This is a genomic window from Pseudomonas sp. NFR16 (genome assembly GCF_900108875.1).
In the GTDB taxonomy this organism is placed as follows: Bacteria; Pseudomonadota; Gammaproteobacteria; order Pseudomonadales; family Pseudomonadaceae; genus Aquipseudomonas.
This window is the reverse complement of record NZ_FNYJ01000001.1, coordinates 1596907-1621658: the sequence shown is the minus strand read 5'-3', so window position 1 is coordinate 1621658 and position 24752 is coordinate 1596907. Positions and strand designations below refer to the sequence as shown.

General features: G+C 61.6%; 22 protein-coding genes. 10 read left to right on the top strand and 12 right to left on the bottom strand.

Annotation, left to right across the window (positions count from 1 at the left end; genetic code table 11):
• The first annotated feature begins 14 nt into the window (after positions 1-14).
• Positions 15-1259 carry a lipoprotein-releasing ABC transporter permease subunit gene (locus BMZ10_RS07255; protein ID WP_093459308.1) on the top strand — a complete coding sequence of 415 codons (1245 nt, stop codon included), beginning with the start codon at positions 15-17 and terminating at the stop codon, positions 1257-1259.
• A gap of 193 nt (positions 1260-1452) precedes the next feature.
• Here BMZ10_RS07255 and BMZ10_RS07250 read toward each other — a convergent pair whose 3' ends face one another.
• Positions 1453-2814: a heavy metal sensor histidine kinase gene (locus BMZ10_RS07250; protein ID WP_093459307.1), complete on the bottom strand. Its 1362-nt coding sequence runs from the start codon at positions 2812-2814 to the stop codon at positions 1453-1455.
• Complete coding sequence (locus BMZ10_RS07245; RefSeq protein WP_093459306.1) at positions 2811-3491, bottom strand: heavy metal response regulator transcription factor; 681 nt, start codon at positions 3489-3491, stop codon at positions 2811-2813. Before BMZ10_RS07245 ends, BMZ10_RS07250 begins: the two co-directional genes overlap by 4 nt.
• 159 nt (positions 3492-3650) lie before the next feature.
• Here BMZ10_RS07245 and BMZ10_RS07240 point away from each other — a divergent pair, with 159 nt between their 5' ends.
• Both BMZ10_RS07240 and queF read left to right on the top strand, forming a co-directional pair.
• A complete protein-coding gene (locus tag BMZ10_RS07240; RefSeq protein ID WP_093459305.1) occupies positions 3651-4181 on the top strand; it encodes a copper-resistant cuproprotein CopI in 531 nt (176 codons plus the stop codon).
• 76 nt (positions 4182-4257) lie between these two features.
• The gene (gene queF / locus BMZ10_RS07235; protein WP_093459304.1) at positions 4258-5088 is read left to right on the top strand and encodes an NADPH-dependent 7-cyano-7-deazaguanine reductase QueF; all 831 of its coding nucleotides are present in this window, start codon (positions 4258-4260) and stop codon (positions 5086-5088) included.
• 200 nt (positions 5089-5288) lie between these two features.
• Here queF and BMZ10_RS07230 read toward each other — a convergent pair whose 3' ends face one another.
• Positions 5289-5552, bottom strand: coding sequence for a DUF4404 family protein (locus BMZ10_RS07230; RefSeq protein WP_093459303.1), 264 nt, complete (start codon positions 5550-5552; stop codon positions 5289-5291).
• 109 nt (positions 5553-5661) lie between these two features.
• Positions 5662-6297: an HAD superfamily inactivated hydrolase PcrP gene (locus BMZ10_RS07225; RefSeq protein ID WP_093459302.1), complete on the bottom strand. Its 636-nt coding sequence runs from the start codon at positions 6295-6297 to the stop codon at positions 5662-5664.
• A 205-nt stretch (positions 6298-6502) separates the two neighbouring features.
• Here BMZ10_RS07225 and BMZ10_RS07220 point away from each other — a divergent pair, with 205 nt between their 5' ends.
• Positions 6503-7204: an MlaA family lipoprotein gene (locus BMZ10_RS07220; protein WP_093459301.1), complete on the top strand. Its 702-nt coding sequence runs from the start codon at positions 6503-6505 to the stop codon at positions 7202-7204.
• Between the two features lie 99 nt (positions 7205-7303).
• Here the strand turns inward: BMZ10_RS07220 and BMZ10_RS07215 are convergent, their stop codons facing one another.
• Positions 7304-7603, bottom strand: coding sequence for a PilZ domain-containing protein (locus BMZ10_RS07215; RefSeq protein WP_093459300.1), 300 nt, complete (start codon positions 7601-7603; stop codon positions 7304-7306).
• Between the two features lie 267 nt (positions 7604-7870).
• Here BMZ10_RS07215 and rssB point away from each other — a divergent pair, with 267 nt between their 5' ends.
• Both rssB and rssC read left to right on the top strand, forming a co-directional pair.
• The gene (gene rssB / locus BMZ10_RS07210) at positions 7871-9052 is read left to right on the top strand and encodes a two-component system response regulator RssB (RefSeq protein WP_093459299.1); all 1182 of its coding nucleotides are present in this window, start codon (positions 7871-7873) and stop codon (positions 9050-9052) included.
• Positions 9052-9534, top strand: coding sequence for an anti-sigma factor antagonist RssC (gene rssC, locus BMZ10_RS07205; RefSeq protein ID WP_037009276.1), 483 nt, complete (start codon positions 9052-9054; stop codon positions 9532-9534). The genes rssB and rssC overlap by 1 nt, the downstream gene beginning before the upstream one ends.
• 84 nt (positions 9535-9618) lie before the next feature.
• Here the strand turns inward: rssC and tal are convergent, their stop codons facing one another.
• Positions 9619-10545: a transaldolase gene (gene tal / locus BMZ10_RS07200; RefSeq protein WP_093459298.1), complete on the bottom strand. Its 927-nt coding sequence runs from the start codon at positions 10543-10545 to the stop codon at positions 9619-9621.
• A gap of 298 nt (positions 10546-10843) precedes the next feature.
• On the opposite strand from tal, the gene dhaL reads away from it, so the two are divergent.
• Both dhaL and dusA read left to right on the top strand, forming a co-directional pair.
• Positions 10844-12559 (top strand): dihydroxyacetone kinase subunit DhaL, encoded by a 1716-nt coding sequence (gene dhaL / locus BMZ10_RS07195; RefSeq protein ID WP_093459297.1) that lies wholly within the window; start codon positions 10844-10846, stop codon positions 12557-12559.
• A gap of 301 nt (positions 12560-12860) precedes the next feature.
• Entirely contained in the window at positions 12861-13862 is a 1002-nt protein-coding gene (gene dusA, locus BMZ10_RS07190) for a tRNA dihydrouridine(20/20a) synthase DusA (RefSeq protein WP_256214437.1), read from the top strand.
• Positions 13863-13943: 81 nt separating this feature from the next.
• Here the strand turns inward: dusA and BMZ10_RS07185 are convergent, their stop codons facing one another.
• The 5 genes from BMZ10_RS07185 to xylA form a co-directional block, all read right to left on the bottom strand.
• A complete protein-coding gene (locus BMZ10_RS07185; RefSeq protein WP_093459295.1) occupies positions 13944-14534 on the bottom strand; it encodes an eCIS core domain-containing protein in 591 nt (196 codons plus the stop codon).
• Between the two features lie 176 nt (positions 14535-14710).
• Positions 14711-15847, bottom strand: coding sequence for a sugar ABC transporter permease (locus BMZ10_RS07180; protein ID WP_093459294.1), 1137 nt, complete (start codon positions 15845-15847; stop codon positions 14711-14713).
• Positions 15848-17419, bottom strand: a complete 1572-nt coding sequence (xylG, locus tag BMZ10_RS07175) for a D-xylose ABC transporter ATP-binding protein (protein ID WP_093459293.1) — start codon at positions 17417-17419, stop codon at positions 15848-15850. It abuts the gene before it with no gap.
• A 218-nt stretch (positions 17420-17637) separates the two neighbouring features.
• Positions 17638-18639, bottom strand: a complete 1002-nt coding sequence (gene xylF / locus BMZ10_RS07170) for a D-xylose ABC transporter substrate-binding protein (protein WP_093459292.1) — start codon at positions 18637-18639, stop codon at positions 17638-17640.
• Positions 18640-18979: 340 nt separating this feature from the next.
• Positions 18980-20296, bottom strand: a complete 1317-nt coding sequence (gene xylA / locus BMZ10_RS07165) for a xylose isomerase (RefSeq protein WP_093459291.1) — start codon at positions 20294-20296, stop codon at positions 18980-18982.
• Positions 20297-20469: 173 nt separating this feature from the next.
• Between xylA and BMZ10_RS07160 the strand changes: the two genes are divergently transcribed.
• Together BMZ10_RS07160 and BMZ10_RS07155 are read left to right on the top strand one after the other, a co-directional pair.
• Complete coding sequence (locus BMZ10_RS07160) at positions 20470-21657, top strand: XylR family transcriptional regulator (RefSeq protein ID WP_093459290.1); 1188 nt, start codon at positions 20470-20472, stop codon at positions 21655-21657.
• 86 nt (positions 21658-21743) lie between these two features.
• On the top strand, positions 21744-22670 hold the full coding sequence (locus BMZ10_RS07155) for a Gfo/Idh/MocA family protein (RefSeq protein ID WP_093459289.1): 927 nt from the start codon (positions 21744-21746) through the stop codon (positions 22668-22670).
• Positions 22671-22950: 280 nt separating this feature from the next.
• Here the strand turns inward: BMZ10_RS07155 and BMZ10_RS07150 are convergent, their stop codons facing one another.
• Positions 22951-24732 (bottom strand): OPT family oligopeptide transporter, encoded by a 1782-nt coding sequence (locus BMZ10_RS07150; RefSeq protein ID WP_093459288.1) that lies wholly within the window; start codon positions 24730-24732, stop codon positions 22951-22953.
• Positions 24733-24752: the final 20 nt, after the last annotated feature.

Sequence of the window (24752 nt, the reverse complement as noted above, 5' to 3'; positions counted from 1 at the left end):
ACGGTGCTCCACGAATGTTCAGACCGTTATCCATCTTCATCGGCACGCGCTACACCCGGGCCAAGCGCCGCAACCACTTCATCTCGTTCATTTCGATGACGTCGATGATCGGGCTGGCGCTGGGCGTGCTGGCGATGATTGTCGTGTTGTCCGTGATGAACGGCTTTCAGAAGGAAATGAGCTCGCGCATCCTGGGCATGGTGCCGCACGCGGTCATCTCCGGGGTCAAGCCGCTGGACGACTGGCAGCCGGCGGCCAGGGCGGCGCTCAAGGATCCACAAGTCACCGCCGCGGTGCCGTTCACTGAAATGGACGGCATGCTGTCGTACAAGGGCGCCATGCAGCCGATCCAGATCAACGGTGTCGACCCGGCGCTGGAATCGCAAGTCTCGATCGTCACCCAGCACATCGTCCAGGGCCGTCTGCAGGACCTCAAAGCGGGTGAGTTCGGCGTGGTGATCGGCGAAATCACAGCGCGACGCTTCCGCTTGAGCGTTGGCGACAAAATTACCCTGATCGTCCCCGAGATCAGCAGCGCGCCGGGTGGCATCACGCCGCGCCTGCAGCGGTTGACCGTGGTGGGCGTCTTCAAGGTCGGCGCCGAGCTTGACGGTTCCATGGCGCTGGTCAACGTTGCCGATGCTGCCGTGATTCAACGCTGGCAACCCAATCAGGTGCAAGGTGTGCGTCTGGCGCTCACCGATCTGTACGCCGCGCCGCAGGTCTCGACGGCGATTGCCGGCGGGCTGGGCGCGGACTATAAGGCCGATGACTGGACCCATACGCAGGGCAGTCTGTTCAGCGCGATGAAAATGGAAAAGACCATGATTGGCCTGTTGCTGCTGATGATCGTCGCGGTCGCGGCGTTCAATATCATCGCGACGCTGATCATGGTGGTGAACGACAAGGGTGCCGACATCGCGATTCTGCGCACCATCGGCGCCACGCCTCGGCAGATCATGACCATCTTCATGGTCCAGGGCACGGTCATTGGCATCGTCGGCACGATCATCGGCGGCGTGCTCGGGGTGATTGCCGCCATCAATGTCAGCCAGTTGGTCGGCTGGGTGGAGCGCATCACCGGGCAACATATCTTCACGTCCGACGTTTATTTCATCAGCAATCTGCCGTCGCAGCTCGAGGGGAGTGACGTGGTGATGATCTGTGCGGCAGGGTTGATCCTGAGCTTTCTGGCGACGATCTACCCTGCGTATCGCGCCTCGCAGATTCAGCCGGCCCATGCGCTGCGGTATGAGTAAGACGCTGGGGTCTCGCAGACTTCAGCTAACGCTCGCGCTTGACCTGTAGGAGCGTGGCTTGTCCCGCGATCTGACTCGCAGCGTCAGTGAGTCCTGTCGATGCGCTTCTCCTGACACTGCTGTGGCGTATGGGTTTGCTGCCGGTTCCCGGAAGATCGCGGGACAAGCCACGTTCCTACAGGGGACGGCGGTTTCAGATGGGCAATTCAATCAAGAACCGCGTCACGCCCTCCCGCGATTCACAACGGATCGTCCCGCCATGGGACTTGATGATCGACTGGGTAATCGCCAGCCCCAACCCCGCATGTTCACTGCTGCCCTCATGACGTGCCGGGTCAGCGCGATAAAACCGATCAAAGAGCCGCGGGAGCGCCTCCGCCGGAATGGTTGGGCCTGTGTTTTCTATACCAATCCGCACGCGCTGGACAGATGATTCCAGTTTCACCGCCACCCGGCCCTGTGCGGGCGTAAAGCGCAACGCGTTGTCCAGCAGATTCGACAGGGCGCGGCGCAGCATGTGGCGGTCGCCCGCCAGTGTCGCTTCGCCCTCGCGGCTCAGACTCACGTCGGCCTCTTCGGCGAGCGGCAGAAAGAATTCCAGCAGCGCGTCGGTTTCATCCGCCAGTTGCAGCCGTTCGCGGTCGGGATTGAGCAAACCGTGCTCGGCCTTGGCCAGGTAAAGCATGTCGTTGACCATCTGCGCCATCCATTGCATCTCCTCCAGATTGCCCAGCAGCGCCTCGCGGTATTCCTCACGGTCGCGCGGACGGGTCAGGGTGACCTGGGTGTGCGTCAGCAGATTCGACAGCGGCGTGCGCAGTTCATGGGCGATGTCGGCTGAAAACGCCGACAGCCGCTGGAAGGCATCGTCCAGGCGCCCGAGCATCGCGTTGAAAGCCTGACTCAACTCCGCAAGCTCCGCAGGCATTTCCTGATGAGGCAGGCGCGTGGTCAGCGAACTGGCGGAAACGCTGGCGGCGATTTCGCTCATGTTGCGCAAGGGCCGCAGACCACTGCGAGCCGCCCAGGCACCGAGCAGCGCAGTGGCCAGCGCAGACAGGCCGACGGTCAGCCAGATCAGGCGCTGCATGCGTTCGAGGAAGTGCTGGTGATGGGTAATGTCCAGCAGCAATGTCAGCGTTGGCGATTCGGGCCGGTCGGGTTGCAGGGCAACGGTGTAAGCGCGGTAAGACGTCTGGTTGTCGTTCAGGGTGTGCAGGCCCGTGTGGGCCGCCGTGTCCGGCAGCGCGCTGTTCAGGCTGTCGAACCACAGCGAGCCGTCGGGGCTGCGGACCTGTAGCGCAAGGTCGGGCGAGTGACTCAGCTCGGCCTGCAGCGCCGGTTTGCGTGCAGTGAGCTGTTCGACGCTGGAGACGTCGGCCAACGCCCCGCGCAAGGTCGGCAGTTTGCTGTCCAGCAGTTGCTGATCGAGCTCCAGAAAGTGGGTTTCACTGGCCTGATTGAAGAGGATGCCTGCGGTGAGTGAGACCACCGAGGTGCAGGCGGCGAACAGCAGCGCCAGCCGACTGCCGAGTGAAATACGCCTGAGCCTCACAGGCCGCGCTCTTCGAGCACATAGCCCATGCCGCGCACAGTGTGGATCAGCTTGTCGGGGTAATCGTCATCGACCTTGAGGCGCAGACGCCGGATCGCCACTTCAATGACATTGGTGTCGCTGTCGAAATTCATGTCCCAGACCTGCGAAGCGATCAGCGACTTGGGCAGCACTTCGCCCTGACGGCGCAGCATCAACTCGAGCAGAGCGAACTCCTTGGCGGTCAGGTCGATGCGCTGGCCATTACGCTCGACGCGGCGCCGGAGCAGGTCCAGTCGCAGGTCGGCAAGTTGCAGATGGGTTTCTTGATGGCTGCTGCTGCCGCGCCGCAGCAGGCTGCGCACTCGGGCCAGCAACTCGGAAAACGCGAACGGCTTGACAAGGTAATCGTCCGCACCCAGTTCCAGACCGCGAACCCGGTCAGCCACGGCGTCGCGAGCGGTCAGAAACAGCACCGGAGTGTCCAGGCCCGCGCCGCGCACGGCTTGCAGGATCTGCCAGCCGTCGCGGCCGGGTAGCATGACGTCGAGAATCAGCAGCGCATATTCGCCGGTCAGCGCCAGGTGCTGTCCGGTCGTCCCGTCTGCGACCAGTTCAGTGTTGAAACCGGCTTCGTTCAGGCCCTGACGCAGGTATTGGCCGGTTTTCGCTTGATCTTCGATGATCAGTAATTTCATGGGTGGCTCGTATTCATGGGAACGCCTGGCAGGCACGCTTTATAGCGTGAGCGGACAGGGCAGGGGCCAAGCTTACAAAGTTGTAATCCTGCGGTCAGCTCATTGCCAGCGGCGAAGGCCTAAGGTATCCCCATCGATTGTCGTTGACTGGAGATCCACATGTTCGCTCGTTTTGTCGCTGCTGCCCTGTTGCTGGGCGCGAGCCTGTCGTCGCAGGCCTCACCGGGTGAGCATTTCGCCTTCGGTCATCCGGCAAAAGCGGAACAGGCCACGCGCACGGTCGAGCTGACCTTGGGCGATATGTATTTCGAACCCAAGACGCTGACCGTCAAAGAAGGCGAAACGGTTCGCTTTGTACTGGTCAACAAGGGCCAGCTGTTGCACGAGTTCAATCTGGGAGACGCCGCGATGCACGCGGCGCATCAACAGGAAATGCTGAAAATGGTCGCCAGCGGCATGCTGACCTCCACAGGCATGAACCACGATGCGATGAAACACGATGACATGCCGGGCATGGATCACGGCGGCGCAGGCATGAAGCACGATGATCCCAACAGCGTGCTGGTCGAACCGGGCAAGACCGCCGAGCTCACCTGGACGTTCAGCAAAGCCACCGATCTTGAATTCGCCTGCAACATTCCGGGGCATTATCAGGCGGGCATGGTCGGAAAAATCGCCATCGCCGAGTAATCGCTGAAAGCGCGGGACAAAACCTATAAACTCCTGGCCTTGGTCATTACATCCGTTTTCAGGTTCAGGTCCCGTCATGCATCCCGCAGCCGAACACTCGCCGCTGGGCAAGTCCAGTGAATACATTGCCACCTATACGCCGTCTCTGCTGTTTCCCATTTCGCGCACCGCCAAGTGGGCGGAACTGGGGCTGACTGCCGAGACGTTGCCGTATAAGGGCGTCGATTTCTGGAATTGCTACGAGCTGTCCTGGTTGTTGCCGTCGGGCAAGCCGGTGGTGGCGATCGGGGAATTCAGCATTCCCGCCGATTCGCCGAATATCATCGAATCGAAGTCCTTCAAGCTGTATCTCAACTCGCTGAACCAGACGCCGTTCGCTTCCCAGGCCGATCTGGTAGCCACACTGGAACAGGACCTGTCGACAGCTGCCGGCAAACCGGTGGGCGTGCGCATCCGTTCGCTCAAGGACATCGAGGCCGCGGGCATCGAGGCGGTACCCGGTGTCTGCGTCGATGACCTGGACGTGTCCATCAGCAGCTATGACCGGCCTCAGCCGGAGCTGTTGCGCTGTGACGAATCGCAGGTGATCGAAGAGGCGCTGCACAGTCATCTGCTCAAGTCCAACTGCCCGGTGACCAGTCAGCCGGACTGGGGCAGTGTAGCGGTGCACTACCGGGGCGCGGCGCTGGATCATGCGAGTTTTCTGGCTTATATCGTGAGTTTTCGCCAGCATTCGGATTTCCACGAGCAATGCGTGGAGCGAATCTTCATGGACCTGCAGCGTTTGCTGAAGCCTGAAACGCTGACGGTGTATGCGCGGTATGTGCGTCGCGGCGGACTGGACATCAACCCTTATCGCAGCACCGAGACACTCACGCTGGAAAATGGCCGCCTGGCGCGGCAGTGATCAAGCCGCAGTGATCAGAAGGTGGGAAGCCGTTCTGTAAGCAAGTTTGTACTCGCGGCGCCGGTCACCAGCGATTGACTGGGCAAGATGCTCTGGGAGCGAATTCATTCGCAGAAAATCTGGCAGGCGACACGCGTGTCGCCTCTGCCGGCCCTTTGCAAATGAGTTCGCGCCCCGTAAGCGCTTGCCAAAGGGCCGCTTCAGATCCCGATATTGCCCAGTGTCTGCACGATGTTGCGCAGGGTGCCGGCAATTCCCGGGTGTTCCAGTTCGAAGCGCTCGACCGCCAGGTTGACGCCATCGGCAAGGTTGTTGTCCGGCGTCGCGGTTTCGACGGCGATCTCGGCTTGTATCTGCGCCATCAGCTCATTCAAATGCACGCGTTCTTCTTCAGTCAGCGGCGGGTTCTGCTCCAGTTGCTCGCGCAGGGTGTCGAGTTGTGCTTGCAGTTCGCGGGCGGGCATAGGGTGCTCCCTTCATTGATAGTCTCAGCATGGACCGCAGCGTGTGGGCAAAGGTCCTTTACATCGTAAGACTAATCCACTCTTGGCGAGCTTGCATGACACCTTCGTGCTAAGGCTTCTCTGACTTCTGACGGCGAAGGGTGATGTCTGCGAGGCAGGAATCCAGTTCGCCCAAGTGGTCTATGACCGAGTGCGCGCCGCTGGCGTACAACTCAAGGGTGGCCCTGGCGCGACGGCGTTCGCGATCCAGGTCGCTGAGGTTTTCCCACTGCGCAGGCGACAGGCCACACAACGGGCCGCACGAGGCCAGACCGACCGTCCACAGGCCTGCGTTGAGACCAGCCATCAGCAGGCGCGGGTCGCCGCTGACCAGTACGCAGCCATCGAGCTGGCCCACGTTGAGTGTCATCAGCGCCTGCCAGCAGGCGTCCGGCGCGGGCCAGTGGTGGTTCGGTACCGGCGTCGGCTGAATCAGACCGTGCAGCGGCTCGGCCAGTTGTTCTGCAATAGCGGCGGGATATTCATCGATCCAGGCACACGGGATGCCCTGCTGCTTGAGCTGTTTAAGCGCATGCAGCGCGCCGGGAGTAGGTGTGGCGAACGGCTGTGCATTGTGGGAATGAAAGGATTTGCCATCGACGCTGCGCAACGTCCGCGTCTGCGCCCCGAAGTCGACCAGGCAGCCACTCAGGCCGAACAGCACGGCGGTAAACGACGGGACGGGGGAAGCAACGGGGGCAAGCATGGAATTCCCTCTCAAATGGGGAATGACGCTAAGGGATTTGCATGACAATGCGATGACCGGAAGATGACTTGATAGGCAAATGTTTATGCCTGACAGAACTCACCCTGTATTGGGCGGGGTAAATAATCGCAGAACGCTTTATACTCCCAGCCTTTGGTTTGGGGGCGTAGCGCCCGCTTCATTACTTTGACTGGGAGTCTCAGCTATGCCCGTGACCGGTGCAGGCTTTATCAATCGTCTGGTACGAACATGTTTCTGGGCCGGCCTGGCCGTCATGCCGATGGCCGCTCAAGCGGCTGAAGAAGACCCATGGGAAGGCGTCAACCGCGCAATTTTCCGTTTCAACGACACGCTTGATACCTATGCGTTGAAACCGATTGCCCAGGGTTACGAGTTCATCACGCCGCAGTTCCTCGAAGACGGCATCCACAACATGTTCAAGAATATCGGTGAGGTCACCAACTTCGCCAACGATGTGCTTCAGGCCAAGCCAGAAGCGGCCGGCGTCGACACGGCCCGCCTGATCGTCAACACCACCTTCGGCCTGCTGGGCTTCTTCGATGTCGGCACCAAGATGGGCCTGCAACGCAATGATGAGGACTTCGGCCAGACGCTGGGCCACTGGGGCGTCGAAAGCGGTCCGTTCGTGATGCTGCCGTTTTTCGGCCCAAGCACCGTGCGTGATGCCGTGGCGAAATACCCTGACACCTATACGCTGCCTTACCGCTACATCAATCACGTGCCGACCCGTAATACGGCGCTCGGCGTGAGCGTGGTCGATACACGCGCCAGCCTGTTGTCGGCTGAAAAGCTGATCAACGGCGACAAGTACATTTTCATCCGCAACGCATACCTGCAGAACCGCGAGTTCAAGGTCAAGGATGGCAAGGTCGTCGACGATTTTTAATCGTTGCCGGCGGTTGCGAGATGCAAAAAAGGCGGCCTTCGGGTCGCCTTTTTCTTTTTTCGGATTTTTTCGAAACTGTGAAGCAGTTCCGCAGTGCCATCACTTCATTGCAAGGATGGTGAGGCCCAGTTTCTGCTCGCCGCCGTCGACATCGGCAATCCAGACGACTTCGGTATCGGCCTCAAGACCTTTGAGCGCTGCGTGTTCGGAGTCGATGCGCACGCTGATCTTGTCCCCGACCTTGAACGTGCGCGGCGCCTGTATCTGCATGCCGGAGCTCGATAAATCCACGCACACGGCCGGAATGATCTGGCCGGCGTAGATCAGGCTGATGTCGGCGTCGACCCGCATGCGGATGTAGTCTCGTTTCTCGGCGTAGTCGCGATCGATCTGGCCCATGGCTCATCCTTCGTTTTCGTTGCTGATTTGAGGGTTCTTATAACTCTCGGCGATTTGCGGTGTAAAGACGTTGGCCGACCGCTGGAGCGAGCTTGAAACGCCCGTCGGATGGGAGTACCGTCTGCGCCTTGAAGGGCACCTCTGTACACGTGAAGCGTTTGACCAAAAGTCCGCCGCCTGGAACCAGAGAGGCTAGAAGCGAATCCAGTAAACGGTCTGACAGAATCCGACCGTTTACGCCAACCTAATCTGGCGCCGTTTGCCCACATGCAAAAAACCAGTGCCACGCTGCTGATTATCGATGACGACGAAGTAGTGCGCGCGAGTCTCGCGGCCTATTTGGAAGACAGTGGGTTCAGCGTCCTGCAAGCCGGAAACGGCCAGCAGGGTCTACAGACATTCGAGCAGGAAAAGCCCGATCTGGTGATCTGCGACCTGCGCATGCCGCAAGTCGGCGGCCTTGAGCTGATTCGCCAGGTCACCAGCCTTGCGCCGGAAACACCGGTCATCGTGGTGTCCGGTGCGGGTGTCATGAGCGATGCCGTCGAGGCATTGCGTCTGGGTGCGGCCGATTACCTGATCAAACCGCTGGAAGACCTTGCCGTGCTGGAGCACTCGGTGCGACGCGCGCTGGACCGTGCCCGGCTGCTGCAGGAGAACAAGCAGTACCGACAGAAGCTGGAGACCGCCAATCGCGAGCTCGAGGCCAGCCTGCACCTGCTTCAGGAAGATCAGGATGCCGGTCGCCAGGTGCAGATGAACATGCTGCCGACCAGTCCCTGGGCGATCGACGCGTTCGAATTCGAACATGAAATCATCCCGTCACTGTACCTTTCCGGCGATTTCGTCGATTATTTCCGGGTCGACGAGCGCCGCGTGGCATTTTATCTGGCGGATGTCTCCGGTCATGGCGCTTCATCGGCATTCATTACCGTGCTGCTGAAGTTCATGACCACGCGCTTGCTGTTCGAATCCAAGCGCGGCGGCAGCTTGCCGGAATTCAAGCCTTCGGAGGTCCTCGGCCACATCAATCGCGGTCTGATCAGCTGCAAGCTGGGCAAGCATGTGACGATGGTGGGCGGGGTGATCGATGAAGAATCCGGGCAATTGACCTACAGTGTCGGCGGCCATCTGCCGCTTCCGGTGCTGTATACGCCTGCCGAGACCCGTTATCTCGAAGGCCGCGGTTTGCCGGTGGGGCTGTTCAATGAAGCGACTTACTCGGACCACGTGCTGGATCTGCCCGAGTCCTTCAGTCTGACCCTGCTGTCTGATGGCATTCTGGATCTTTTGCCAGGTGATACACTGAAAGAGAAAGAAGCCAACTTGCCCGAACTGGTCAAGTCGGCGGGCGGCAGCCTGGATGGCCTGCGTCGTAAGTTTGGATTGGCCACACTCGGGGAGATGCCGGATGATATCGCCTTGTTAGTGTTGAGCAGGAACCTTTAATGAGTACCGGTAGAATCCAGTTTGCCGAGCAAGATGGCACTTTCGTCCTGAAATTCGTGGGTGAAGTGCGTCTGACTCTATGCTCGGCGTTGGATGCGACGATTGAGCGGATCTTCACCTCGATGAATTTTTCGACCGTGGTGATCGATCTGACCGAAACCCGCAGCATTGACAGTACGACACTCGGCCTGCTGGCCAAGCTGTCCATTCTGTCACGTCAGAAAGCAGGGCTCTTGCCGACCGTCGTGACCACCCACGAAGACATCACGCGCCTGTTGCAGTCGATGGGCTTCGATCAGGTGTTCAACATCGTCGGCCGACCGATTCCGCGGCCCGAGGCGCTGAGCGATCTTCCGTCGCAGGATCAGTGCGAAGATGTGGTCAAGGCCAAGGTGCTGGAAGCGCACAAGATCCTCATGGGGCTGAACGACTCCAATCGCGAAGCGTTTCGCGACCTGGTCAACGCGCTGGAGCATCAGTAAGCTCGGCATTCGCCCGGTCTCTGAAATGCGGGCATGAAAAAGGGCGGCACCTGTGAAGGTGCCGCCCTTTTTGTGCTCTATGCGTTACTGCTTGGCGGACAGCAGCGCTTCGAGTTTTTCCTGATCGCGGGCGAACTGGCGGATACCTTCGGCCAGTTTCTCGGTGGCCATCGCATCTTCGTTGGACGCCCAGCGGAACTGGCTTTCGTTCAGCGTCACGCGAGGCTCGCCGCCGTTGCCTGGCTTGAGTTTCTGTTCCAGCGTGCCGGTGTCTTCGGAGAGTTTCTGCAGCAGGTCAGGGCTGATGGTCAGGCGATCACAACCGGCCAGTTGCTCGATCTGGCTCAGGTTGCGGAAGCTGGCGCCCATGACGACGGTCTTGTAGTCATTGGCCTTGTAGTAGTTGTAGATGCGGGTCACGGATTTCACGCCCGGATCTTCTGCACCGACGTAATCCTTGCCTTCGGCTTTCTTGTACCAGTCGTAGATGCGGCCCACGAATGGCGAAATCAGGAACACGCCAGCGTCGGCACACGCCTGGGCCTGAGCGAAGGAGAACAGCAGGGTCAGGTTGCACTGAATGCCTTTCTTTTCCAGTTGCTCGGCCGCCTTGATACCTTCCCAGGTCGAGGCCAGCTTGATCAGGATGCGGTCGCGACCGATACCGAACTCTTCATACAGGCCGACGATACGCTCGGCGCGTGCAATGCAAGCCTGGGTGTCGAACGAGATGCGGGCGTCCACTTCGGTGGAAACGCGGCCCGGCACCACTTTGAGGATTTCGCGGCCGATGGCGACGGCGAAACGGTCGCTCGCCAGATTGATGTCGCCCTTGGCGCCGGTGAAGGCTTCTTTCAGGCGGTCAGCGTTGCTGTCGCTCGAACCCGCCTTGAGCAGCAGGGAAGGGTTGGTCGTTGCATCGACCGGCTTGAGCTTTTCGATGGCGGCGAAATCGCCGGTGTCGGCAACGACGGTCGTGAATTGCTTGAGTTGTTCCAGCTTGGAAGTCATGAGCGTGCTCTGTCCTGTGGGTTTGATGACATTACCCGAGCGTCGCCGGTCACTCAAGGGCGTAAACCGCAACAAACCCGCTGATTCAGCGGCCTGCGTTTGCGCAAACAGCCTGCCAGCGTTTTCGCCGGGCGATTGATTGAACAGCCCTGTTCGCGGGCTGCCAAGTGGCAGGGTTGTCGGTAGCCGAGAAGGGCGGACGCTCGATCCAGACTGGTTGGAGCATGGGCGCGGCAGGTTGTTCCCGCCACCTTCGTCTATTGTGCTGAGGACCGATTCGGGACAAGGGGCAACCACCATGAAGAAACTGATCAACGATCCGCTGCGCGTGGTCGACGAGATGCTTGAAGGCGTCGTTATGGCGGATCAGCGCCGGGTTCTGCTGGAGGGCGAGAACATCGTCGTGCGCAGCGATTATCAGGACCTGATGATGGCCGGGAAGGTGAGCATCGTCTCCGGCGGCGGCGCCGGTCACGAGCCGGCGCATGGTGGCTACGTTGGCAGGGGCATGCTCACTGCGGCGGTGGCGGGGCCGGTGTTTACATCGCCGAGCGTGGATGCGGTGCTCAGCGCGATCATGACCGTGGCCGGTCCGGCGGGCGTGTTGTTGGTGGTGAAGAACTACACCGGCGACCGGCTGAATTTCGGACTGGCAGCAGAAATCGCCTCTGCCGCCGGCGTCAGGGTCGAGATGCTAGTGGTCGGCGATGACGTGGCACTGGATGACGACGCAGGACGCGTCGGGCGACGAGGGATTGCCGGCACGGTGTTCATTCACAAGGTCGCCGGGGCGGCTGCCGAGGCCGGTCTGTCCCTCGCGCAGGTCAAGGCTGAAGCGCAGGACGCTGCGGCCGGCCTGTTCAGCATGGGCCTGGCGCTCAGCCCGTGCACCGTCCCTGCGGCGGGTCAACCGGGCTTCGCGATTGCAGAGGACGACGTTGAATATGGCCTGGGAATTCATGGCGAAAGCGGCGTGCGGCGCGGCCGGATTCAGCCAGCGGACGCCATGGTCGAGGTTCTGCTGCAGCGGATTGTCGAGCGAGGGTCGCTGGAACGTGGAGATCGTGTCGCCCTGATGGTCAACAACCTGGGTGGCAGCGCCGTGCAGGAACTCGACATTGTTGCGCGGCATGTCCTGGCGGGATGTACGTCTCGCGGGATCAACGTCGAGGCGGCGATGGTGGGCACGTTTCTGACGGCGCTGGAGATGGCCGGCTGCTCCCTTTCCCTGATGCGGGTCGATGACCGGACATTGAAGCGCCTGCAGGCGCCCAGCGACGCCAGTGCTTGGCACGGGATGACCGTACCTGTCGCGGCTATCCGACGGATTCCTCGCGTCAAGACCGCCGAGCAGGACACGCTTCAGGGCAGCGGGTGGCCGCAGCGCAACGAGCATGCAATGCGCGCTGTCCTTCAGGCTGTCAGTCATGCGCTGCAGGACAACGAGTCCGTGTTGACTGAGCTGGATTCACGGGTGGGTGACGGCGATATCGGCATCAGCCTCGCCCGTGGCGCCAGGGCAATCGACGACGCCCTGGACTCGCTTGCCCTCGACCGCCCCGGAGTGGCGCTTCAGCAGCTGTCGGCGATTCTGCGGCGGGTGTTAGGCGGCACGTCCGGTCCACTGTATTCCGTGTTCGCCCTGCGCGCGGGCGTCACCCTGGCCGCGCATCCTCATCCGGATACGATAGCGGCGTGGGCGCAGGCGTTGCAGGCCGGTTGCGAGGCGATGATCAGACTCGGCGGAGCCAACGCTGGCGATCGGACGATGCTCGATGCGTTGATTCCGGCAGCGACCGCTCTCGCCAGCCAGCCTCAGGACGTGACCTCGCTGCGCGCCGCGACTGAGATGGCGAGCGCCGCGCAGGCGGGTGCCGAACAGACGCGCCACCTGTTGCCAGCCAAGGGCCGCTCGTCTTATCTCGGCGAGCGGGTCCTGGGCCACGTGGATCCGGGCGCTTTCGCAGTTGCGCTGTGGATGCAGGCGGTCGCCAATGCGCTTGTAGCTGACTGACAGAGGTTATTTTCGCGCTGCAGCCATAGCGAAAGGCTTACACGCGATGACGAAAACTTGCCCTATGAAACGTCGGGCGGGGGCGGTAGATTGGATCCATCAACTGAAGCAAAGGACCCGCTTCAGAGATCAAGGATGATCAGCCATCGCGCGGAGCGCTACCGAACGGATCTCGGGATGGCCATGAACTGAAAAAACAACCCGCTTCGGCGGGTTTTTTTATGGCTGACTGCTAATTCCCCGCGAACTGGTAAACTACGCGCCCTTTACGCCTGACCGTCTGATCGATTCCATGTTGCCGATGACCGCCTCTTCCAACGCCAGTCAGCCAGTTCACCCTTCGCGGCGCTTCTGCGTGGCGCCCATGATGGACTGGACTGACCGTCACTGCCGATTCTTCCTGCGCCTGCTGTCGAAGAATGCGCTGCTCTATACGGAGATGGTGACGACGGGTGCGCTGTTGCATGGCGACGCCGAACGTTTCCTGCGCCATGACCAGACCGAGCACCCGCTGGCCCTGCAATTGGGTGGCAGTAATCCGGTGGACCTGGCGGCCAGCGCTCGCCTGGCTCAGACAGCGGGCTACGACGAGGTCAACCTCAATGTCGGTTGCCCAAGCGATCGGGTGCAGAACAACCTGATCGGCGCGGTGTTGATGGGTCATCCACAGCTGGTCGCCGACTGCGTCAAGGCCATGCGCGACGCGGTGTCGATCCCGGTCACCGTCAAACATCGCATCGGCATCAACGGCCGCGACAGCTATGAGCAGCTGTGCGAATTCGTGGGTACGGTACGCGACGCTGGCTGCACCAGCTTCACCGTGCATGCCCGCATCGCCATTCTTGAGGGCCTGTCGCCCAAGGAAAACCGCGAAATCCCGCCCTTGCGCTATGACGTGGCCGCGCGTCTGAAGCAGGATTTCCCTGATCTTGAGTTCATCCTCAACGGCGGCATCAAGACCCTGGAGCAGTGCCAGGCCCACCTCAAGACATTCGATGGCGTGATGCTGGGCCGCGAGGCGTACCACAACCCGTACCTGCTGGCTGATGTCGACCGCGAACTGTTCGGTGACAGCCGACCGCCCATCTCGCGCGCCGAAGCCCTGGCGCAGATGCGCCCTTACGTGGCCGCGCACCTGCGCGACGGCGGGGCAATGCACCACATCACCCGCCACGTGCTGGGCTTGGGCACCGGCTTCCCCGGCGCACGAAAATTCCGCCAGTTGCTCTCGGTGGACATCCACAAAACCGATGATCCGCTGGGCTTGCTGGACAAGGCCGGGGAGTTGCTGGAAGGGCGGTGATTGGCGTTTTGCAGGCGACATGGCACTCCGGCAGACGAGCGATTCAGCTCCTGCCACGCGCAGCTTGCGGCGACAGCCGGTTCACGGATCCAGCCCACGCACCACCCGGCTGACGGTCGTCTGTATCTCGTACGCCGGTGCTTCCACGGCGTTGAAATCCTGGGTGTAGCGCTGGGCGAATCCGTCGACGCCCCATTCCTGATATTGCTGCACGTGTTTGAGCTCGTGGGCCCACAGGGCAACGTTGTTTTCGGCGTCACTGGCGCTGCGGAACACGATGATGTCGATCAGCGTGACGGCGCCGATATCGGGGTTTTGCATCATGGCGTGGGCTGCGCTGAGCTCACCGTCGTCGCCGACCTTGTACAGCGCTGCATCGAGGACGCTGGCAGGGTACCAGCGCAGCAGTTTCTCGCGAATCTGTTCGGGAATGGGTTGGGTCAGACCGGTTGCGGCTTCGGCGCGAGACTGGCTGAGCCACAACGCCAGGGCTGGCCCGGCGATCCGGGTGATGTCGGTGGGCATGCCGCTGCCCAGTACCTGGCCGATGTCCGGCAGACAGAAGCAACCGTTCAGGCAGATGAGTTTTTCGCCGGCAGGGCAGGTGGTGGGTTCGGCGGCTGCGCTTGCGCATAGACATGCCAGGAGCAGGGCGAATAGACGTGGGCGCATCGGGTTTCCGCAGAAGGGGCGTGGGCGTCAGCGTAGCGCTTTGTGCGGGATTTCAGAACCGATGTCGATCGGGATTTCGACCCGGTGGGTGCAAGCGTGCTTCTGCAGAAGCCGTGTCTGTCGCCGACCACGTTTTCTGCAGAAGCCAGCCTGCTTGCACTGGGTCCCTTTTGGCCTCAGCGCCGTCCGCTACGCGTGCTCACATCGACCCACACAGCCAGCACCAGGATGCTGCCTTTGACGATCATCTGCCAGTAACTGTCGACGTCGAGCATCGACATGCCGTTGTCCAGGCTGGTGATGACCAGTGCACCGAGCAGCGCGCCGTAGACGGTGCCGGAGCCGCCGCGCATGGACGTTCCGCCGATGAAGCACGCGGCAATCGCGTCGAGTTCGCCCATGTTGCCCGCCGAGGGCGAGCCGGCTGCCAGCCGCGCAGTGTTGACCAGACCGGCCAGTGCGCACATGACGCCCATGATGCCGAAAATCCACAGCTTCACGGCCTGCACATTGATGCCGGAAAGGCGCGTGGCCTCCATGTTGCTGCCCACCGAATAGATGCGGCGGCCGAACACCGTCTGGCTGGTGATGTAGCTGAACACCCCCAGCAACACCAGCAGCAACAGCACCGGCACGGGAATCCCGTCGTAGCTGTTCAGGGTGTAGACGAAGCCCGCCAGCACGGCGCCGATGGCCAGCACCCGCACGACATCGCGCGTCAGGGCATGCGCAGCGAGGCCGTGCAGCGCACGGTTGCGACGCTGGCGCCAGGTCAGGAACAGCGTCAGGGCGAACAGCAGCACACCCAGCGTGACGCCCGCCAGCGGCGGCAGGTAGCCCTGACCGACATACACCAGTTGCGGCGAAACCGGGGCGATCGTCGTGCCGCCGGTGATGCCCAGCAGAATCCCGCGAAACGCCAGCATTCCGCCCAGACCGACGATGAACGAGGGGATGCGCAGGTAAGCCGTCATGCAGCCATTGGCAAGGCCGATCACCAACCCGCATGCCGCGACGATGGCCAGGTTCAGCGGCAGCGGTACGTGGTAGACCACGTCGAGGATGGCCGCGACGCCGCCCAGCAAACCCAACAGCGAGCCGACGGACAGGTCGATTTCGCCGCTGATGATCACCAGCACCATGCCGCACGCGAGAATTCCGGTGATCGACATCTGCCGCAGCAGGTTGGAGAGGTTGCGCGGCGTGACGAAACCGCCCTCGGTCTGCCAGCTGAAAAACACCCAGATCAGCGCAATGGCGATGACCAGCGCAAGCATCTTGTAGCGGGTGAAGAGTTGTTTGACCTGATTCATTTACGCGCTTCTCCCCACGGCATCCGGTCGATCATTATCGTTATGTCCTTGGGGCTGGCTGAGTGCGGCAGCGAGGACCTGCTCCTGAGTCAGCCCCTGATTGAGGAAGTCGCCGCGCAACTGGCCGTCGCCGATCACCAGCACGCGGTCGGAAACGCCCAGCACCTCGGCCAGCTCGGACGACACCATGATGATCGACACACCCTGGGCGGCCAGCGCGCCCATCAGCTTGTAGATCTCGTACTTGGCACCGACATCGACGCCGCGGGTGGGCTCGTCGAGGATCAGCACGCGGGGCTGGGTAAGGAGCATTTTCGCCAGCACGGCCTTTTGCTGGTTGCCGCCGGAGAGGCTGGTGATGGGCAGAAACGGGCTCGCGGTTTTCAGGTGCATGCGCGAGATTTCCTTGTCGATGCTGCCCAGTTCGGCTTCAGCATCGATGCGCGTCAGGTGCGCAAAGCTGTCGAGCACCGCCAGGGTGATGTTCTGACCGACGCCCAGGTCGGGAATGATGCCCTGACGCTTGCGGTCCTCAGGGACCATGCACAGCCCGGCGCGAATCGACTTGAGCGGCGTCCGGGTGTCGATCGGCTTGCCGTCCAGCCAGACTTCGGCCTGATAGCGGCCGGGATAGGAGCCGAACAGGGCCGACACCAGCTCGGTGCGACCGGCACCGACCAGGCCGGCAATGCCGAGAATTTCCCCGCGCCTGAGTACGAACGAGATGTCGTCGACGCGCTTGCGTTTCGGATTGTCTACGTCATGACACGTGACGTGTCTGGCCTCGAATATCACCTCGCCGATGTCGTGAGGCTCGGTGGGATAGAGGTTGCTCATTTCACGGCCGACCATCTGCGTGATGATCTGCGCGATGTCCATGTCGGCCATGGCCGTGGTTGCAATGTGCTTGCCGTCGCGGATCACTGAAATGGTGTCGCACACCGCCGCGACTTCATCGAGTTTGTGGGAGATGTAGACGCACGCCACGCCCTTGGCCTTGAGGTCGCGGATGATGTCGAGCAACACGTCGATTTCCGAGCGGGTCAGGGCCGAAGAGGGTTCATCGAGAATCAGCAGGCGCGCCTTCTTGTTCAGCGCCTTGGCGATTTCGACCAGTTGCTGATAGCCGCCGCCATACTGGGAAACCGGCAGCGCGACGTTCATGTCGGGCACCTTCAGCTCGCGCATCAGGGCTTCGGCGCGATGAATCATCGCCGGGTAATTCATGCGCCCGCCGGGCAGCGTGAGTTCGTGGCCCATGAAGATGTTTTCAGCCACCGAAAGGTCGGGCACCAGGGTCAGTTCCTGATGGATGATGACGATGCCGGCCGCTTCGGTTTCACTGATGGAATGGGCTTTGAGCGGTTCGCCGTCCCAGAGGATTTCACCCTCCCAGGTACCGTATGGGTACACCGCGGACAGGACTTTCATCAGCGTGGACTTGCCGGCGCCGTTCTCGCCACACAGGCCGACGCACTCGCCGGGGCGCACCTTGATATCGATCCCGTTGAGGGCTTTGACACCGCCGAAGGCTTTGACGATGCCGTTCATTTGCAGCAGGTAATCGGACATTGCGGGGTATTCCAGGACAGACCGGAGTTCTCGTGCAGGCGCGGGGCTTGCCCTGCGACTGGCTGGGACGCAGTCGTAAATTCAACCGACGCGTTGTGTCAGGCAAACCACAGCGGCAGGGTTTACGACGGGGTCCCCGCCGATCGCGGGACAAGCCACGCTCCTGCAGGTGTCGGTGCAGGGCTCACGCTGCAGCTATGGCAGCCAGCAGACGGTGATCACTTGCCGGCGATCTGATCCTTGGTGTAGAACCCGTCTTTCTCCAGCAGGTCGATGTTGTCCTTGGTCAACGGCGTCGGAGTCAGGAGGATGGTGTCGACCTTTTTGGTGCCGTTGTCGTACTGCGAGCTGAACGCCGGTTTCTCGTTTCGCGCCAGCTGCACCGAAAGCTTGGCGGCTTCCGAGGCGATCAGTTTCAGCGGCTTGTAGACGGTCATGGTCTGAGTGCCGTCGATGACCCGCTTGACGGCTGCCAGGTCGGCATCCTGCCCGGAAATCGGCACTTTGCCGGCGAGTTTCTGTGCGGCCAGCGCCTGGATCGCGCCACCGGCCGTGGCGTCGTTGGATGCGACGATACCGTCGATCTTGTTGCTGTTTTTGGTCAGGGCGTTTTCGACGATGCTCAGCGCCTCGGTCGGGTTCCATTCCTTGACCCACTGCTGACCGACAATCTTGATGTCGCCCTTGTCGATGGCCGGCTGCAAGACTTTCATCTGGCCTTCGCGCAGCACTTTGGCGTTGTTGTCGGTCGGCGCGCCGCCCAAGAGGAAGTAATTGCCCTTGGGCGCCGCCTTGAGGACGCCCGAGGCCTGCATCTCGCCGACTTTCTCGTTATCGAAAGAGATGTAGGCGTCGATGTCGGCGTTTAGAATCAACCGGTCGTAAGACACGACTTTGATGCCGGCCTTCTTCGCTTCGGCGACGGCGTTAGTCAGCACGGTGGCGTTGAAAGGCACGATAACGATGACGTCCACGCCCCGGGAAATCAGGTTTTCGATCTGCGATATCTGCTTCTGTTCGTTCGCATCGGCAGACTGGACGAAGACTTTGGCGTCCATTTTCTCTGCGGCGGCCACAAAGTAATCGCGGTCTCGCGACCAGCGTTCCAGGCGCAGATCGTCGATGGAGAAACCGATTTTCGGATGGGCCGAGTCGGCCATGACCGGAAGGCTGAGCAGGGCCAGAGCGCTGGCGAGCAGGGTGACTTTCAGGTTTTTCATTGTGGTGCGTCCTTTTATTTTTGTTTGGGGCACTTCATGAGCGTGTACGTGTTGCCGATAGAACTGTAGATAGCTGCCGCGCGCCGCGAGCAGGGAATTGTCGCGAGAATGTAACCGGCCTCTTCACGTGCAGAGACCGGCGTTGGCCTTAAGACTCGCATTGACCTGCAGGATCGTCTTCAGCCGTAAAGCTCTTGGCATCAACCACGAGGCTTATGCCGCATGCACCGGCCTTTTCCCGGCTAAAGCCGGTCCTACGAAAAGCACCGCGTCAATCCATCCGTCTGGCGTTCGCCTGCAGGACCGGCTTCAGCCGGGAAGCTTTTCGGTCCACCACCGGTCAGGGATAAATAAACCGGTTCACTACGCCCTCGAGCATTTCTTGCCGTCCGCTCACCGCTTTGGGGTCGAACGCGTTTGCCAATGCATGTTGCGCGAGTGATTCGAGGCTGAAGTCGCCGGAGAGCACTCCTTGGCCGAACGGCGTGTCCCAGCCGGCGTAGCGCTGGGTCTTGAACTGTTGCAGGACATCGTTTTCGATCATGGCGGCGGCGCGCTCCAGGGACAGGGCGAGGACGTCCATGGCGGCAACGTGGCCGTAGAACAGATCGATCTCGTCCAGGCTCTGGCGGCGGACTTTGGAGTCGAAGTTATAGCCGCCGTTACGGAATCCCCCGGCCTTGAGAATCTCGTAGGTCGCCAGGGTCAGCTCTTCGACGCTGTTGGGGAACTGGTCGGTGTCCCAGCCGTTCTGCGGATCGCCGCGGTTGGCGTCGATGCTGCCGAAGATGCCCAACGAGGCGGCCGTGGCGATTTCGTGATGGAAACTGTGACCGGCGAGGGTGGCATGGTTGGCTTCGATGTTGACCTTGATCTCGTTCTCGAGCCCGAACTGGTGGAGGAAGCCGAACACTGTCGCGCTGTCGTAATCGTACTGATGCTTGGTCGGCTCCTGCGGCTTGGGCTCGATCAGCAGATCGCCCTTGAAGCCGATTTTGTATTTGTGTTCGACCACCATGCGCATGAAGCGCCCCAGCTGCTCGCGCTCGCGTTTGAGGTCGGTGTTGAGCAGCGTCTCGTAGCCCTCGCGGCCACCCCACAGCACGTAATTGGAGCCTTTGAGACGCAGCGTGGCGTTCATCGCATTGAACACCTGAGCGGCTGCGTAAGCGAAGACCTGCGGGTCCGGATTGCTGGCCGCGCCAGCGGCAAAACGCGGGTTGCTGAAACAGTTGGCGGTGCCCCACAACAGCTGGATGCCGGTCTGCTCCTGGTGCCCCTCGAGCACGTCCACCATCTGCGCGAAGTTATCGCTGTACTCCTTGAGCGACGCGCCTTCCGGGGCTACGTCGGTGTCATGGAAGCTGTAATAGTCGATGCCGAGTTTGGAGAAAAACTCGAACGCGGCCTCAGCCTTCAGGCGCGCGAGCTCCATCGCATCGCCGGGTTTGACCCAGGGCCGTTTGAAGGTGCCGACGCCGAACATGTCCGCGCCCGGCCAGACGAAGGTGTGCCAGTAACACGCGGCCATGCGCAGGTGTTCGCGCATGGGCTTGCCAAGGATGACCTTGTCGGCGTCGTAGTAACGGAAGGCCAGGGGCGACTGGCTGGCAGGGCCTTCGTAGCGAATTCTGTCGATATCGGGAAAGCAGGGCATCGGACGTTTCCTTGTTGTTCTGTTTTTGATCTGAGGCTGCCTGGATACTAGCAACGGCCCGATGCCCGCCGATTACGAAAATCACCAACTCGGTGTTCGATTTTGAGTATTGAGATTCCCTCGGCGCAGGCCTAGTCTGTGCCGACCTGTTTCACAGGCTCGGGGAAACAACAATGAAAACCGTCCCGCCCGTTCACCGTATTGCCCTGTTGTTCAACGGCGGCAAAATCTACGATCGCGGCATCATCACAGGTATCGGCAACTACCTGAGCAGCACCCGCGCATCGTGGGATCTGTTTCTGGAAGAAGATTTCCTCTGCCGTCTCAAGGGCATCGAGCGCTGGCAGGGCGACGGCATCATTGCCGACTTCGACGACCCGCTGATCGGCGAGGCCCTGGCCGGCAGCCGCTTGCCGGTGGTCGCGGTGGGTGGCTCCTACGAGGACGAGCGGGCCTATCCCAGCCACATCCCCTACGTGGCCACCGACAATTTCGCGCTGATCAAACTGGCGTACGAGCATTTGATCGAGGCCGGACTGACCCGCTTCGCCTGTTTCAGCCTGCCCGAGGCGCAAAGCAATCGCTGGGCACAGGAACGCGAGAAGGCGTTTCGCCGATTGCTCAAGCGCGATGGGTTGACTGGCGAGGTGTATCGAGGCCTGAGCACCAGCGCGCCGTTGTGGGACAGCGCCGTTGAACAGCAGATCGCCTGGCTGCAGAGCCTGCCCAAGCCGATCGGCATCATCGCCGTCAGCGACGCCCGTGCGCGTCAGCTGTTGCAGGCCTGCCTGACCGCCGGCATCGCGGTGCCGGAGCAGGTCGCGCTGATCGGCATCGACAACGATCCGCTGACCCGCACGCTCACCCGCGTGCCGCTCAGTTCGGTGATTCAAGGTACTCAGAGCATGGGCCGCACGGCGGCGCGTCTGCTGCACCAGATGCTGCACGGCATGCCCTCGACGGGCAGTCAGATTCTGGTGCCGCCGGAGGCGATCAATGTGCAGGCTTCGAGTCTGCATCAGCCATTGGGCAATCCCTACGTCATGCAGGCGCTGCATTTCATCCGCCAGTACGCTTGCCAAGGCATCAAGACCGCTCAGGTGGCGGGCTACGTCGGTGTCTCACGATCTTCGCTCGAGGCGCATTTCCGCAAGGAACGAGGCTGCAGCGTGCATGATGAAATCCTGCGCTTCAAACTGGCCGCCGCTGCGACACGGCTGGAAAAGACAGACGCTGCCATCGCGGACATTGCCCAGCATTGCGGTTTCAAGTCGGCGCAGTACCTGCACACCGTGTTCCGTCGCGAGTTTGGCTGCACGCCGCGCGAGTATCAGCAAGGCGGCGGAGTAGCGATTCACTGATCAGATTGATTAAACGACGCCCCGCGAGCGCGGCGTCGGACGACAACATACGACTGCAAATAAAGACAACATCACAGGAGTCATCGATGCATCCGATTCGTTTAGGGCTGGTGGGGTACGGCAAGATCGCGCAGGACCAGCATGTGCCGGCGATCAACGCCAGTGAGCAGTTCACGCTGGTGTCCGTCGCCACGCTGGGCGCGCCGTGCCCCGGCGTCGATAATTTCAGCTCCTTGGCCGACCTCTTGGAAAACGGCCCGCCGGTGGATGCCATCGCGTTCTGCACGCCCCCTCAAGGTCGCTTCGCGCTGGTGCAACAAGCGCTCAAAGCAGGCAAGCATGTGTTGGTGGAAAAGCCGCCGTGCTCGACCCTAGGCGAGGCCTTGGCGCTGATCGATGAGGTCAACGCGGCGGGGGTCAGCGGCCTGTTCGCCTGGCATTCGCGGTTCGCCCCGGGCGTGTCGAATGCCAGAGACTGGCTGCACGGCAAGACCCTGAAGCAGGTGCGCGTGGACTGGAAAGAACAGGTGCGCAAGTGGCACCCCGGTCAGGCGTGGATCTGGCAGGCGGGCGGCCTTGGCGTGTTTGATCCGGGAATCAATGCGCTGTCCATCGTCACGGATCTGCTGCCTGAGGCGCTGTTCGTCGAAGCTGCTGCGCTGAGCGTGCCGAGCAATTGTCAGTCGCCGATTGCCGCCTCGTTGCAGATGCGTTCAGGCCCAGCGGTGCACGTGGTGGCCGAGCTGGATTTCGATCACAGCGTGAATGAGCAATGGAGCATCGAGCTGCACTGCGAGGAGGGTGTGATGCGCCTGGACGCCGGTGGCGCGCAGGTGGCTATCGACGGAGTCAGCCAGCCGGTGGCCGAGGAGGGCGAGTATCCGGCGATGTACCGGCACTTCGCGCAGCTGATCGCCGATCGGAAGAGTGATCTGGACCTGCAGCCGCTGCGCATCGTCGCCGACAGTTTTTTCGTCGGCAGCAAACAGACGGTGGCTGAGTTTCACGAGTAACGGGTCAGCGCCGGCAGGCCCCGTGAGGTGACCTGCCGGGCTTCAGAACTGGGCGACGCCTGCCAGTGCAATGGAAAACGATACGATCAGCATCAGCAGAAGGGTCATGTTGACTGTCATGGGTGAAAATCCTTGTCCGGTTTCGATTCAATGGCGCCATGATCCCGGTTTGCCGCCCTGAATTGAACGGCGCCCGCGCGGATGATGGCTATCGACACAATCGATAGTTCAGGACTTGAGCGCGTCGCAGCGCCTGTGCTTGAGGGGCCCGCGAACGCCGCTAGAGATTTTTCAGCATCTCCCAGAACGACGCGCCGACGCCGGTAATGCTCTCGCCGGCGATCAATCCTGCGGCAGCGGTGATCGCGAAACGCTCGGTCACGCTTGGCCACCGGCGGCTGATCGCCCAGGTCAGCACCGCGCCAAGGCCCATCATCAGCGATGTCGACGCAGGCAGCACGAATGCCAGCCCCAGCGCTGCCGTACTGGGCAGCCAGCGGGCCAGGCGCTGAGGCAGCAGGCTGTCCAGCGCACCCAACAGCACGCCGACGAATCCGCCGACAAAAATGGCCCAGCGAACATCCGGCGGCAGCGACTGCAAACCGTGGGTGAGCGTCTGCGCGACGGCCTTCCAGGTCGCGACGGCGGGCGCCGGCCATTGCTCGGTCAGCAACATGTGCTGAGGATCGGGAATGAGCGTGATGTAGACCAGCACGCCGACCACGCTGCCGATGGCGATGCCGATGCATTGAGCGATGACCTGCTTCTTCGGTGTCGCGCCAATCGCCAGGCCCACCTTGAAATCGTTCATCAGGTCTGTGGACTGTCCGGCCGCGCCGCCTGCGGTATTGGCGCTCATCAAGTTGATGCCCACCTGGCCCGGCGCGACGAGGCCGAAGGTCAGTTGCGACAACTTGCCGATCGCGCCTATGGGAGCGATGCCCGTGGCCCCGACCACCCGCGCCGCCACCACGGCCAGACAGATCGCCAGCGGGATGCTCAACAGCGCCATCCACACGTCGATGCCGAACAGCATCGCCTGCAGCGTCACGACCAACGCAATCGACAGGACGAGCCCCAGCGCCGGCGGCCAGGCGAAGGGCGCCCGGGCCTGCGGCATCGTTGCGTCGGCGCCAGGTTCGGTCGAGCGTGCCGGCGGGCTGTGGAACAGCCGCACGCCCAGGGATGTGAGGGTTGCGCAAACCATCAGGCTCACGCCTGGCCACAGCAGCCATTCCACCAGCCGGGCGAATTGCGGCCCGCTGGCATCCGGGGCGAGGGTGACCAGACCGCTGTCGATCAACCACGGTCCGAGACCCGCCCACGCCAGCAATGCCCCCAGCAGCAAAGTCAGCCCGACACGAATGCCGATGATGCCGCCAAAACCGATCAATAGCAGCGACGGATCCAGGGTGAAGGTCAGCCGCTCCAGATGTGCCGTCGGCGCCCAGCGCGGTATCGCCCACACAAAGTCATCGACCCATTTGAGCAAGCCCGACAACAGCGCAGCACCGAACAGCACCTTGATCCGGGACACGGCTTCGCGGCCGTGATGGTAGATGTGCTGGAGGGTCTCCAGCGTCGCCATGCCCTCGGGAAACTTCAGGCCATGGTCATTGAGCAGCGTGGGACGCAGGTACCAGGCGATCCAGATGCCGAGAAAACTGACGGAAAACACCCACGCCATCATCGCCAACGGGTCCAGTTGCTGACCGGTCAGCAGCGTGTATGCAGGAATCGGCGCGACCAGCCCGCCGGAGATGATCGATGCCGCCGCCGACGCCACCGTCTGGTTGATGTTGCTCTCGTGAAGTGTCCAGGGCGCCATATTGCGGTTGCGTCCCAGACTCTGCCAGATGCCGAAACCCACCAGCAGGGCGATGATCGACATGTTGAAGGACCAGCCGATTTTCAGCCCCGCGTAAACGTTCGAAGGCGTCAGCAGGATGCCTAACACGGCACCGGTCAACACGGCGCGAGGGCTCAGTTCACGCTCGACGCGCAGGGGCAGCGCGCGGGTCGAGCCGGACGTCGAAGCGGTTGCGGCGGGGTAAAGGCCCATGTCAAATCCTGTGCGGGAGG